The sequence below is a fragment of the Caballeronia udeis genome (genome assembly GCF_044909315.1).
GTDB classification, from domain to species: domain Bacteria; phylum Pseudomonadota; class Gammaproteobacteria; order Burkholderiales; family Burkholderiaceae; genus Caballeronia; species Caballeronia udeis_A.
Genome location: NZ_JBIYEB010000014.1, coordinates 23051 through 35506 on the forward strand (window position 1 = coordinate 23051; position 12456 = coordinate 35506).

The 12456-nt window shown below is 61.4% G+C and carries 13 protein-coding genes; 6 read left to right on the forward strand and 7 right to left on the reverse strand.

Annotation, left to right across the window (positions count from 1 at the left end):
- Positions 1 to 167: 167 nt before the first annotated feature.
- Entirely contained in the window at positions 168 to 1283 is a 1116-nt protein-coding gene (locus ABH944_RS22040) for a succinylglutamate desuccinylase/aspartoacylase family protein (protein ID WP_404608816.1), read from the forward strand.
- A 169-nt stretch (positions 1284 to 1452) separates the two neighbouring features.
- Here ABH944_RS22040 and flhC read toward each other — a convergent pair whose 3' ends face one another.
- The 3 genes from flhC to ABH944_RS22055 form a co-directional block, all read right to left on the reverse strand.
- Positions 1453 to 2112 (reverse strand): flagellar transcriptional regulator FlhC, encoded by a 660-nt coding sequence (flhC, locus tag ABH944_RS22045; RefSeq protein WP_404608818.1) that lies wholly within the window; start codon positions 2110 to 2112, stop codon positions 1453 to 1455.
- A gap of 15 nt (positions 2113 to 2127) precedes the next feature.
- Positions 2128 to 2445 (reverse strand): flagellar transcriptional regulator FlhD, encoded by a 318-nt coding sequence (flhD, locus tag ABH944_RS22050; RefSeq protein WP_047845882.1) that lies wholly within the window; start codon positions 2443 to 2445, stop codon positions 2128 to 2130.
- 662 nt (positions 2446 to 3107) lie between these two features.
- On the reverse strand, positions 3108 to 4232 hold the full coding sequence (locus ABH944_RS22055; protein WP_404608819.1) for a purine-nucleoside phosphorylase: 1125 nt from the start codon (positions 4230 to 4232) through the stop codon (positions 3108 to 3110).
- 241 nt (positions 4233 to 4473) lie between these two features.
- Here ABH944_RS22055 and ABH944_RS22060 point away from each other — a divergent pair, with 241 nt between their 5' ends.
- Positions 4474 to 4854 carry a hypothetical protein gene (locus tag ABH944_RS22060; RefSeq protein WP_404608820.1) on the forward strand — a complete coding sequence of 127 codons (381 nt, stop codon included), beginning with the start codon at positions 4474 to 4476 and terminating at the stop codon, positions 4852 to 4854.
- Here ABH944_RS22060 and ABH944_RS22065 read toward each other — a convergent pair.
- On the reverse strand, positions 4779 to 7376 hold the full coding sequence (locus tag ABH944_RS22065; RefSeq protein ID WP_404608821.1) for a mechanosensitive ion channel family protein: 2598 nt from the start codon (positions 7374 to 7376) through the stop codon (positions 4779 to 4781). The two genes, ABH944_RS22060 and ABH944_RS22065, sit on opposite strands and share 76 nt — an antisense overlap.
- A 173-nt stretch (positions 7377 to 7549) precedes the next feature.
- On the opposite strand from ABH944_RS22065, the gene ABH944_RS22070 reads away from it, so the two are divergent.
- Entirely contained in the window at positions 7550 to 7882 is a 333-nt protein-coding gene (locus ABH944_RS22070) for a hypothetical protein (RefSeq protein ID WP_404608823.1), read from the forward strand.
- An 84-nt stretch (positions 7883 to 7966) separates the two neighbouring features.
- Here the strand turns inward: ABH944_RS22070 and ABH944_RS22075 are convergent, their stop codons facing one another.
- Together ABH944_RS22075 and selD are read right to left on the reverse strand one after the other, a co-directional pair.
- Positions 7967 to 8887, reverse strand: coding sequence for a cation diffusion facilitator family transporter (locus tag ABH944_RS22075; protein ID WP_404608825.1), 921 nt, complete (start codon positions 8885 to 8887; stop codon positions 7967 to 7969).
- A gap of 68 nt (positions 8888 to 8955) precedes the next feature.
- The gene (gene selD / locus ABH944_RS22080) at positions 8956 to 10020 is read right to left on the reverse strand and encodes a selenide, water dikinase SelD (protein ID WP_404608827.1); all 1065 of its coding nucleotides are present in this window, start codon (positions 10018 to 10020) and stop codon (positions 8956 to 8958) included.
- A 231-nt stretch (positions 10021 to 10251) separates the two neighbouring features.
- Here selD and ABH944_RS22085 point away from each other — a divergent pair, with 231 nt between their 5' ends.
- The 3 genes from ABH944_RS22085 to ABH944_RS22095 all read left to right on the forward strand — a co-directional run bounded on the left by ABH944_RS22085 (position 10252) and on the right by ABH944_RS22095 (position 11246).
- Positions 10252 to 10680 carry a BspC domain-containing protein gene (locus tag ABH944_RS22085; RefSeq protein ID WP_404608828.1) on the forward strand — a complete coding sequence of 143 codons (429 nt, stop codon included), beginning with the start codon at positions 10252 to 10254 and terminating at the stop codon, positions 10678 to 10680.
- A gap of 130 nt (positions 10681 to 10810) precedes the next feature.
- On the forward strand, positions 10811 to 10939 hold the full coding sequence (locus ABH944_RS22090; protein WP_404608829.1) for a hypothetical protein: 129 nt from the start codon (positions 10811 to 10813) through the stop codon (positions 10937 to 10939).
- A 70-nt stretch (positions 10940 to 11009) separates the two neighbouring features.
- Positions 11010 to 11246: a hypothetical protein gene (locus ABH944_RS22095; protein ID WP_404608831.1), complete on the forward strand. Its 237-nt coding sequence runs from the start codon at positions 11010 to 11012 to the stop codon at positions 11244 to 11246.
- 101 nt (positions 11247 to 11347) lie between these two features.
- Here ABH944_RS22095 and ABH944_RS22100 read toward each other — a convergent pair whose 3' ends face one another.
- On the reverse strand, positions 11348 to 12328 hold the full coding sequence (locus tag ABH944_RS22100) for an AraC family transcriptional regulator (RefSeq protein WP_404609083.1): 981 nt from the start codon (positions 12326 to 12328) through the stop codon (positions 11348 to 11350).
- Positions 12329 to 12456: the final 128 nt, after the last annotated feature.

The following is a 12456-nucleotide window of genomic DNA, read 5'->3' on the forward strand; positions in this document are numbered from 1 at the left end:
CAAAGGTCCGGGGCAGGCGGCACGGCAGATAACCGGTCAAGGAACTTGCCTGGTACCAGCCCGCGCAGCACACCCGGCGGCCGTCGCGGACGCTCGCCCCGCTCTCCTGAACACGCCGACACCTCTCCCAAGCGCGACGCGTTTCCGAGCGCCGTGCATCGAAAATCATGCAAACCAAAACGCACACCCTGATTTCGCCGTCGATCGGCACCACCCGCACTATCCTGAGTTTTCACTACGGCCCGGGCGGCGGCGAAAAGATCTACATCCAGTCCTCGCTGCATGCCGACGAACTTCCCGGCATGCTGGTCGCGTGGCGCCTGCGGCGGCATCTGGCCGAGTTCGAAGCGGCGGGCAAGCTGCGCGGTGAAGTGGTGATCGTGCCGGTATGCAACCCGATCGGGTTGAACCAGAACATGCATGGCACGCTGCTCGGGCGTTTCGAGCTGAACAGCGGCCACAACTTCAACCGCAATTTCCACGATCTGGCCGCGCTGATCGCGCCACGCATGGAAGGCCGGCTGTCCGCCAATATCGATGCGAACAAGCTTGCTGTGCGCCAGGCCATGCGCGAGGCGCTGGACGAGCAAAAACCGCAAACCGAGCTCGAATCGCAGCGTCTTGCCCTGCAAAAACTCTCCTACGACGCCGATGTCGTGCTCGACCTGCATTGCGACCTCGACGCGGCGCTGCACATCTACACCAACCCGGAGATCTGGGACGAAGTGGAGCCGCTTGCGCGATATCTGGATTCGAAGGCTTCGCTGCTGGCGTTGAATTCGGTGGGTAACCCGTTCGACGAGATTCACAGCTTTTGCTGGTCTGACCTGAGGGCCAGGTTTGGCAATCGTTTCCCGGTGCCGAACGGCGGTATTTCGGTGACGGTGGAGTTGCGCAGCCAGCACGACGTATCGTATGAATTCGCCGATACCGACGCGCAGGGCATCATCAACTACCTGATCCATCGTGGCGTGATCGATGCGACCGCCCCTGCCATGCCGGCACTTTCCTATCCGGCAACGCCGCTTGCCGGCGCCGAACCTATTGTTGCGCCTGTGAGCGGCGTGCTGGTGTTTCGCACGAAAGTCGGGGCGCTGGTCAAGGCCGGAGACGCAATTGCCGATGTGGTCGACCCGCTGACGGATACGGTTACGCCTTTGAATTGCACGACCAGCGGTGTGCTGTATGCGCGGCAAATTGCACGGTTCGCTACCGCGGGGATGGAAGTGGCCAGGGTCGCGAGTGCGACCGCGTTCAGGACCGGGTCGCTATTGTCGGCGTAGGTTCAGAAGCAAGAAGCAAAAGCCAAAAGCCAAAAGCCAAAAAGCAAAAGGGCTACCAACCTCGGTAGCCCCAAAAAAACCACAACCCCTTTAAACCTTAAAAAACAGCAGCGGGTCCTGCGGCCACCCCATCGAATGATGGTCCTCGGGGCCGCCGGTCCGCTGCCGCCTAAGCAGCCTGTGCAATCAGGCTTTCTGAGCGCGGCTGTAACATCGCCGCGTTTTCGAGCACCGTCGGTTCCGGCACTTCGTTAGTCGATACCATACTCAACTCCACCAGCGCGGTCTCAAGGCTCGCCTGACGGGCGGCCGCCGCTTTCTTGGTCTTCCCCGCGCGTGACGGCGGCTGGCAGGCCCCGCACACCACGTTTTCTTGCAAATCATGTTTGTGCGCAATGAACTTTCCAGTGCAGCGGCAGCATTTCGTGAGCTGCAGCATGCCCGCATCGAAAAAGCGCACAAGGGTCCAGGCCCGCGTTAAATCAAGTACCGCCTCGACATCGCTATTCCTGCAATGTTCGAGATACAGCCGATACCCCTTCGTCAGGGCATCGAGGTGCGAGCAACCCGCTTCTTTCTTCAGGAACACATACGTGTTGTAGAAGAGCGATGCGTGGATGTTCGCGAGCCACGTCATGTACCAGTCAGCCGAGAAAGGCAGCATGCCCTTCGGCGGCGATACACCCTTCACCTCGCGATACAACCGGATCATCCGGTCACGCGACAGTGTCAGTTCACTTTCGAGCACCTGCATCCGCGCCCCGAGTTCGATCAATGCGATCGCGCGGAAAACTTCCTGTGCATCTTCGGTGAGGCTCTTCTTAAGCATGGCGCGCTCTCGTGCTTAGAGGAACTGTTCCGCTGGCTGGCCGGCCAGCAAGATGGCTGCGTGCGTCGGGGCAATATCCGCATGCTTCGCGGGCGACGTGAGTGCAGCCAGCATGGTGTGATCGTTGAAGCGGAAAAAACACAGCAACTGGTCCGAAGCCGCCAGTTTGACAACCTGCGCGAGCGTCAGCCCGGACAGAAGGTCGGCGAGTTCCTTAGACAAACCCAGTCGAAACATGCCGATAGCACGATCCTCTCGCAGCATGCGCTGCGCGAGCATGATGTACGACAAGTTGATTTCTCGAATCGAGTCCAGCGTTTCGCGACCGTTCATGATTTTCCTGCGTTCGATATAAACCCCGAGTACCCTGCCGGCATTTTTTGCCAGCTATCTTTATTGCCTAGCCAAACGTTTGTTCTGTCGGGCTACGTTCAAACTTTGTTTCAGTGAGTTACATCTTGTAACAACACTGTGAAACGGATTGTAAGTACCACGCAGCGGGAAATCAAGAACATCTCAATAATAAATTTCCATAAAACAACAGAGAGAAACGGTAATTTTTTCCCAAAGTTGTAACAAGAAAGTATGACCGATTTTTGGCGGCGATTTTGAAGCGGGTTGGCATGGGTCAATCGACAGAAGGTTTGCTTGACGATTGATTCCTTAGGGAAAAAACGGATAGGGGCAATAGTTGGTTGACGCGCCCGATGAATTAATCGGATTGCGATGAATCGGGAAGTTGTAACAGCCGGTCACTCGGCATTCGGGATTGCGGTGAAGGAAAACCCTTGGATAAAAACTGTCAGTCCGCTTTCACTTTTGAGGCTGTTATTTGACCGTCAGAACAGGCAAATAACAGCCGGTCGGAATATGTTGCACCGAGTTGTAACAGCGTTATAAAGACTATGAAAATTGACTGATCAATAGAAGATTCCTCTTTCGTGCCCCCGGTAAGCGCCGATCCGAAAAGACGGCGACCCGGAGAATTCGTGCCGTTACCGTTGCGGCACGCCCGCACGCCATTCGCTCCAGTGCGTTGCGATCTCCTGCACCAGCGGGTTACCTGCCCGGTACAAATTGTCGATGGCCGGCGCGAAGCCTCCCTGAGCCGCGTAATCGAGAAGATTATCGGAGGCTGATTGCCCGTCGTATGGGCGGTCGAAATCGGAGCCCGTGCGCACTGCGGCCACCCGCGTCAAATCCACGCGATGCGCACTCGCCGCGCGCGACAACGCCTCGTATGTCGCGTTGTCTTCCTGCTGCGTCGTGCAATACACGCCCTTCCCGTCAGTGACGAGCTTGGTCCATTCGCGCGCACGCTCGCCGATATATTTCCCCGACCACCACGTATCGCTCGCCAGCGTGTCGCACTGGATCACCTTCGGCGGCTGGTTTGCGGGCGCATAGCTGAACCTGGCGCGCGCGGCCTGCGCTTCGGGGCTATCGGAGAGCGTTACGTTCTTCGATAGCGCATAAGCCGCATCGGCAAGATCCGGATTCAGACGGAACACCTCGGTCTTGTAATCGGGCGGAGGTTTATCGTTTGGCCCTTTCGTATTGATGCCGAGATAACCGCTCGGCCAGCTATCCGGTTTTTCGCGTGCATCGAGTTCCCACTGGATACCGAAATCAACGAGATATCTGGCCCACGCGGCAGAGCCGACCGTGCCTTGCATCGGGTCGATACCCGCGATCCCCGCGATCATGAAATAGGTGCGGCGCAGATCGAATTTATCGGAGAACGTGAGCGCCATCAGCGAAGCGGCCGCGTTCGCGTGACCCATGCCGGTGGTCATCACGCAGACCTCCTGCCGGTTGCAGTTCACCACGGGATAATCCGGCGAGAGTCCGTCCACGCGAATGGCCTTCCAGGGACCGAGCTTGTCGAGCCAGACCTTACCCTCGGGACCGAACATGGAGATGATCATGACCTTGACTGGCTGACCTTTGTTATCGCCCTTGACGCTGCGGACGCTATCGGCAGCCTGCGCAAACGTTGGCGTACAAGCACTGAACAAGAACGCTGCCGTTGCGGCTGTCGTGCTCAATGCAGGGATGCCCGAGGGGATGAATGAGGAACGACGAAGCAGGTCAAGCGAGGAACGGATGATCGATTTCATCTGGGCGGCACCGTAAGTGGAAGGAGAACGCGAGGTGAAACGCACCGCAAGGTGCACGGCCTGGACGCACACGCGTCCAGTCGAATGCACCCGCCGGACGCTCGCGCGCTGAGCGCATTATAGAAGGGCGAAGGATGCGGTTGTAAGCCACGTAAAATGTCCCGGTAACGGCCATCACGCACTACTCTTGCTATCTCGTTTCCCGCTGTTGAGTGAAGTCCACTTGCTCTGCAAGGCGCCCATGTCCGACACCGCCGCTTCACGAATGATCGATGCGTTTCACGCCAGCCATGTCGAGGACCGCCAGCACGTCGAGATGTGGCTCGAGGCTACCGGCGACTCAGCCGTTGCGCTCGAGGCCTTGTGGTCCGAAGGGGAACATCATCGGGGGCATGCACGGGCGGCTCTGGAGCGGCTGGTCGCGCTGGCGGACCGGCACGGTGTCATGCTTTCGCTCGTGCCACGGCCGCTCACGCAAAAAGGACAAGGCAATGCCACGCCTTCTGTTGATCAGGCCGCGCCCGATAGCGCCGCACTCGAAGCGTTTTACGGCCGGCTGGGCTTCGAACGCTCAGGTGGCAAGTTCGAAGGCTCGCCGGTGATGGTGCGCTCGCCGCGTTGACCAGCATCGGCATCGGCATTATTAGCCTTGGCACCGTCATGCGCGTCGCCTGAAGAGTCTCTCGGCTGATCCCTCTCCACGGCTGCGGCCAACTCACCCGCATCGCCGCCCTTCACGATCACGAAATTGCGCTGCGGATTCGCTATCTCGATGCCGCGCTCCGTGAACCGGTCCACAATGCGTCTGTTGAACTCGCGCTGCACGCCCCAGCGCGCGGTATCGCGGCACTGGATCTGACCGGCGAGCGTGACGCTCGAACCATCCACCGCGTCCACACCCCACAGGCTGAAGTCGGAGAGGATGCCGTCCTTGAACGCATCGTCTTCACGCAGCGACGCCCCGATCTCCTTGAGCGTATCCGCAGCCAGGTTCACGTCCTCTCCGAGCGCGATACTCACGCGCACCGCGGCATTGCCAATGCCGCGATTCGTGTTGTTCACCGTCGATACCGAACTGAACGGCACGGTAAAGAGCGACCCGTCACTGCCCCGCAAGCGGACCGTGCGGATCGACAGATATTCGACCGTCCCCGACACCCCCGCGAGCGTGACCGAGTCGCCCACTTGCATGGCGTTCTCCATCAGCAGGAAGATGCCGGTGATCAAATCCTGTACAAGCTTTTGCGACCCGAAACCGAGCGCCACGCCGAAGATGCTTGCGCTCGCGAGCAGCGGCGCGGTGTTCACACCAATCTCGCTTAATCCCGTCAACACGACGACCATCGCGATCACGATGAAAAGCGCGGTGCGCATCATGGGCAGCAGTGTTCGAAGGCGCGCGGCCCGCACGCGGTCGCCGCTCGTGGTCCACGTTTCCAGCCGTTGCTCGACCATCACGTTCGCGCCTTCCCACACGATCACGGCGAACGCGGCCGCGACCGCGATGGTGATGAGCGCGGACGCAAGCCGATGGCCTACTCCGCCCGACGAGAATAGCGACGGGACGTGAAGCCCCCAGACCTGCAGCAGCGCCAGCAAGGTAATCACGACGATCACCGCCTGCACCGCACGCCGCATCAGCGGGTAATAGCGGTACGCGTGCCGGTGCGCGATCGACTTGTCCGACAGGTCGTCGCCACTGCCCTCCTTATGAAAGATCCGGCCAAGCGCGCCGAACGCGACAATCGCGACCACGCGCGCCGCAACTAGTACGAGAACCGAGATGCCGAACAGATGAAACAGCGTGCGATACCCGTTGCGGACATCGAGCGCCCAGACGAACCACAGCGCCAGCACGAAAAACACTGCAAGCCCGGCCCAGACGTCGGCGACCCAATTGGCCAGCAGTACGAATGAACGGCGTCCCTGGACGCTCTCGCGAATCCACGCTGCGACCGGCACGCGGCATTTGAGGATCACGATAGCGAGCAGGACATGCACGACCAGCGCGACCGCCTTCAGGATCGAGTCATGGGCGGCGTCGGTCATGCCGAGCGGCGCCGCGGCTTCCGCGAGAGCCGAGCCTGCTCCCGCCACACACACTATGCGCACCAGCCAGTCGTGCGTGAAGCGGGCGGCGCCGTCGTCTATCTGGATCAGGCGCAGGCCCGGAGCGTCAGGCGCGAGGAAGAAACCGCTCGCGATCACAATGCCGCGGCACAGCAGGTACACGTCGATCAGCGCACCGACAGTACGGCCCTGCGGCGTGCTGTCGTCGATGAACATGGACATCAGCACCGCAGCCACGGCCACGAACACGATCAGCGGCACCAACGTGAGCAAACCGCGAAGGATGGCGCTGGGCAGCCGCTGCAACAGGGTCCAGTGCCGCGCGGCGTGACGCACACCACGGGCGGTATCGGTCTTGCGTTCAGCGACCTGGATAGCCGCCTCGTTGCCCGAGCGTTCGGCCACGGCTTCGGCGTGCACCGCCGCCCGCTCCTTCTGCGCGAGTTGGGGCTGGGTTGTATCGGCATCCACGACCCCGCGAGCCGCGAGCCGCTCACGCAACCGCCGCAGCCATCGTGAGCTCAGGTATTCCAGCAACAGTGCGGGTAACAACGAGATCGAGATCGACCAGATCACCTGCCCGATCAGCGCGCGGCCGCTGGCGGTCAGCATGCGCTGGCGCCACCATTGCAAGACCGAGCCGTAGTCGAGCAGCGCCACGACGGAACGGCGCAAGCCGCTGCTGATCCCCACGAGCCAGTAACTCGCTTCATGTGAAATCTGCGAGGCGAGACCGTTGCTCGTGAGGGACTTCGCCAGCACGCTGGCCGCGCCCGATGCGCCGCTTGCAGCAGACGCGCCCGCAGCAGGCGCGGAGCTGCCTGAGGCAGCCTGCGCGGGCGTGGCGAGCACGCCGGCGGCAGCAACCGCCCGGAGCGTGTCCTCCATCTGGCCGCGGCGCACAGGGTCGTTGAGGACAGCCAGCGCGGCGCGTGCCTGTTCGGGGGTCAGCGTGACGGTTGATGAATCAGCGGCGGGCGTGGCTGCGCTGGTGGCGGCATTCGCGGCGGATGCAAGCGCGCCGCTCAGGACGCTCAGGACAAAAAGAACGATGGCGAGAACAATTTTGCGCATGGGCGAAGATGAGGAACTCGGTTAGGGAAACCGCCACGGATGCGCCGGGCCTGCAGCGCGATTGAACCTGCGGTGTTCACTCTCAAGCTGGGAAAACTGGACAAGCTGGGCAAGCAGGTAAAGCTGGAATGGTTCGTGCAACAAACATCAGATCAAAGCTACCAGACAACGGCATGAGCGCCCACCTTACGCGAACCATACGAATCATCGGCACTCTTGGCAGAATCGGCGTTGCCGGGTCCCGTGCCGCCGTGCTGTTTTCGGCGGCCGGACTGCTGGCAGCACTTCTTGCACCCGGGCGTGTATCCGCTTCCGAACCCGGAAATCTCGAGCGGGCCGCAAAGCCCAGGGCGTCATCCGTTGCGGGTATGACAAAGCAGGTCGAGAGCGTCGAGCCGCCGGACGAAGGCACCACGCAACTTCCCGCCAGCGGCGACACCCAGCTTCCTGCTACGCCCGATACACCCCGTCCGTATTACGGGCGGCCGCCCGCCCATTTACCGTGATGCCGGATTCCACGCGCCGCGGTTTTAGTTTAATGGAACGTTGCGGCTGTCATCAGCAGGCGGTTAGCGGGCCGTTATCACCGCTCAGACGCCCGCCTCGGCCACCCGAGGGATATCCGGCTCGAAGAAGACCCAGCGCGCTTCGGGAAATTCGCGCTGCAGGTCCGCTTCGATCACGTTGATTGCATCGACCATCGCGCGGCCGCTGTCGTAGTGCACCATCTCCGCTTGCACGGCCACCACGATCTGCTTGCCCCACTGCAGCGTAATCAGATTGATCACGCGGACAATTTCCGGACGCGCGCGCAAGTGCGCATCAATAGCCCGGCGCACTTCCGGACTAGCCGATTCCCCGACGATCATGGATTTCACCTCACGCGCGACCAGGTACGCAATTACCATGAGCAGCACGCCCACGCCGATCGAACCCGCTGCGTCGTAGACGGGATTGCCGGTGATCATGGTCATCAGCACGGCGCAGAACGCAATGGCAAGACCCGCCAGCGCGGCGACATCTTCGCCCGTGACCACGATCAGTTCAGACTCGCGCGTCTCGCGGAACCATCGCCAGAGAGACTTGTTCCCCGACGTCTTGCGGATCTCGCGCAATGCGCCGGCCAGGGAAAACGTCTCGAGCACGACCGATATCCCCAGCACGACAAGCGCGACGATCGGGTTGCTGACCACTTCATGCCGGGCGATCCGGTGCACGCCCTCATACACCGAAAACGCGCCGCCGACGAAGAACAGCAGCAGCGCGACAAGCATGGAATAGAAGTAGATCTCACGGCCCGAGCCGAGCGGGTGCAACACGTCGGCGGGGGCCTGTGAACGCTTGAGGCCGAACAGCAGCAGGAGTTGATTGCCGCAGTCGGCAGTCGAGTGGATGGCTTCGGCAAACATGGAGCCGGAGCCGGTGAACGCGGCCGCCCCGAACTTGCAGACGGCGATGCCAAAATTGGCTGCGAGCGCGTAGAAAATGGCTTTCGGCGATTCTTCTTTCATCGTGCTCCTGGCGGAAAGGGGTCAGGGACGCTCTCGGGAAACCTCTCGGGAAACCAGCCACCACCGCACTAAACAACTTCCACGCGGCCCGCTCCATCGATCATTTCTCCGATCACGGCCGCCTGGTCGAAGCCGTCCGCGCGGAAGATGGCGAGGACGTCGTCAACGGCTTCGGGCGCGCACGATACCAGCAAGCCGCCCGACGTCTGCGGGTCGGTGAGCAGGCTTCGTGCCACATCGTGCAATGACGATGCCAGCGTGATGTCGTGCCCATATGCAGTCCAGTTGCGGCCCGATGCCCCCGTGACCACGCCCGCTTTCGCAAATGCCTCCACGCCGGGCAGCCACGGCAAGTCGGCGTACCGCAGGCGTGCCGTGAGCCCGGCGCCGCGGCTCAGTTCCAGCGTGTGGCCCAGCAGGCCGAAGCCGGTCACGTCGGTGAGCGCGTGCACGAGGTCCAGCGCAGCGAGGTCCGCGCCCGGGCGGTTCAGCTTGGTCGTGGCCGCGATCATTGCAGCGTAGCCGGCGGCATCGAGTTGATCCTTTTTCAGCGCTGCCGACAACACGCCTACGCCCAGCGGTTTGCCGAGGATCAGTATGTCGCCGGCGCGCGCCGACGCATTACGCTTCACGCGCTTCGGATGCACGATGCCGATTGCCGCAAGGCCGTAGATGGGCTCGACGGAATCAATCGAATGACCGCCCGCGACGGGAATGCCCGCCCCGGCGCAAATCGACTCGCCGCCCTTCAGCACGGCCGCGATCACCTCGTGCGGCAGCACGTTGATCGGCATGCCGACGAGCGCGAGCGCGAGGATCGGTTTGCCGCCCATGGCGTAGACATCGGACAGTGCGTTGGTTGCGGCAATACGGCCGAAGTCGAACGGGTCGTCGACGATCGGCATGAAGAAGTCGGTGGTGGCGACAATCGCCTGCTCGTCGTTCAAACGATAAACGGCCGCGTCGTCGGCGGTGTCGTTGCCGACCAGCAAGTCGGGGAAAAACGGCAACGGTACGCTGCGTTTCAGCAGGTCGGCAAGGACGCCCGGCGCGATCTTGCATCCGCAGCCGCCGCCGTGGGACAGGCTGGTCAGACGGGGCGACGGGGTTGCATTCAGCTTGATGTCAGTCATTCGCGGTAGTCCGGCAGAGTTGCGTGTGACCGATATTATCGTGGTTGTCGCGTCCGGACGTGGTGAGCGCGATCCCGCCTGCCATCCCGCTTGCACATCCCGATGTGCGCCGCGATCCGCCCGCGTCAATCTTGAAAGGCGTCATGCGAGCGCTCACGCGGTACACTTCGAGTCACGGTCCGATGCCGCCTTTCAACATTACCCATCAACCGCCCCGCGCCCTTTATCCGCATGAAATCTTTACCTCTTGTTCTCGGCCTGATGCTTTGCGCGTCGCTGTGTCAATTTAGTCGGCTCAGTCACGCACAGGAAACGCCCGATCCCTCGAAAGAAGACTACGCCTACCTGACCCGCATGCATGTCCCGGAGCCGGTGATCAGCTGCGTGGCAGCATTCGACCGATGGGTGGCAATGACCCCCAGGTACGACACGTTCATCGTGCCCGACCGGCGCGTATTGAGCGCAAAGATCGATAGCGACACCACGGTCTTCAGCGCAGGCAATCCCGTTCCTGTCGACGAAGTAATCGCCATGCGCGCAGTCGCCAAAGTTCGTGGCCGCTCGCAGTGGACCCGCGTGGACAGCCGTTGCGGTGTGCGCGATGGCCGTGTGGTCGGTGTTTCGCTCACCCCAAATGTAAGGCCGAAGATCGTTCAGTAACAGCGCCTGAGCGCCAAGCCTTCACAGTCATTCCCGAATATTTCCAGACACACTTTTCCTTACAAACGCAAACGGCTTGTCATTTATCTAATCGCTAAATTGATTTCACGGATTTCACTTGGAGAAACCGATGAAACGATTAGCGATTCTTGCCACGCTCGCAGTACTGCTCGGCAGCACCCTGGGCGGCTGCATCGTCGTGCCGGACGGTGGATATCACCATCACGACTATTACGGTTCCGGTTACGGCCGCTACTAGGCCAATACGGCGCCTGCTGGCTTAACTGGATAAAGCGGCAAACCGAATAACAAGCGCGAAGGAAACCAACATGATGACAGTCAAAAAAGGCTTGGCCGCCGCATCGCTCACGGTGGCGGCAGCAATGAGTCTCGGCTTCACGAACACCGCATCCGCCGACGACCATTTTCAACCCGGCTACGTTCACGTCGACAGCCGCGGCTGGCACGGGGACCGGTACTACGACGGGCATCGCTACTGGGAACGGCGTGAGTGGGAACGCCATCACGCGCCGCGTCATGACGGTCCCCCGCACCGGTACTATTGATCGGTCTTGAAGCACCTTGAAGCTGCCGGAAACAAAAAAGCCAGGGACATGCCTGGCTTTTTTGTTTCCGGCAGCTTCAACGCAGCACGTTGAACCCTTGATCACGCGCTGGCAGTCTCTCGCCATCTGCGGGTATCGCGTAACGGCGGCGCACCGAACAGGCGGCTGTACTCGCGGCTGAATTGCGATGCGCTCTCATAACCCACACGGTGCGCCGCCGTGGCTGCATCGGTCATGTCGATCAGCATCAGGCGGCGCGCTTCCTGAAGCCGCAACTGCTTCTGGTATTGCAACGGGCTCATCGCCGTGACCGCCTTGAAATGATGGTGCAGCGACGAGACGCTCATATGCACGTCGCGAGCGATCGACTCCACGCGCAACGGCTGATCGAAATGCTGGCGCAACATCATGATCGCCTTGGCAATGCGCTGCGTCTGGCTGTCCTGCAGCGCGATCTGGCGCAAGCGCGCACCGGGACCGTTCATCAGCAGCCGGTACAGGATCTCGCGCTTGACCAGGGGCGCGAGAATCGGAATGTCTTCGGGCGTATCGAGCAGGCGCAGCAAGCGCAACACGGCATCCAGCAGCGACGTGCCGAGCCGGTTGACATACAGGCCGCGCGAGGCGTCCGTGGGGGTGGACGGCGGCAGGCTTTCGTCGCGAATCAACTTGGTGATTTCCTCGACATCCAGGTCAAGCCGCATGCCGAGATACGGCCTGTCCTCGGTAGCGCCGGTCACCTGCCCCATCACCGGCAGATCCACCGATGAAACCAGATAGTGCATGGGGTCGTACACATACAGTTCGTCGCCCACCATGATCCGCTTCGACCCTTGCGCGATCACGCCAAGCGCCGGTGTCTGGATGCCGTGGCTCGGGCCGCCGCAGTGCACGATCCGGTGCAGGAACAAACCGTGCACCGCCGTTTCGCACGTGCCGGTGGTGTCCGCCGTGAAACGGTCCAGTAACGCGACAAGATCGAGCCGGGCGTGATCGAGGCCCGGATCAAGCGGCGCAGGTGTGCCGTTGATAGCGTGGTTCGAAGGGTCGATGGCGGAATCCGCCGTCTCATTCAGGGCCATGATTCGCAGATAGTGAGTTTGCGCGGCTGCTGCCCGGGAACGGCCGCAGTCTTGCAAGGATGGAGAAGGGTCGCCGTCAGTCAGATGCCAGTCGCGATCAATCAGGGTCAAGCGCGCACTGCCGGCCA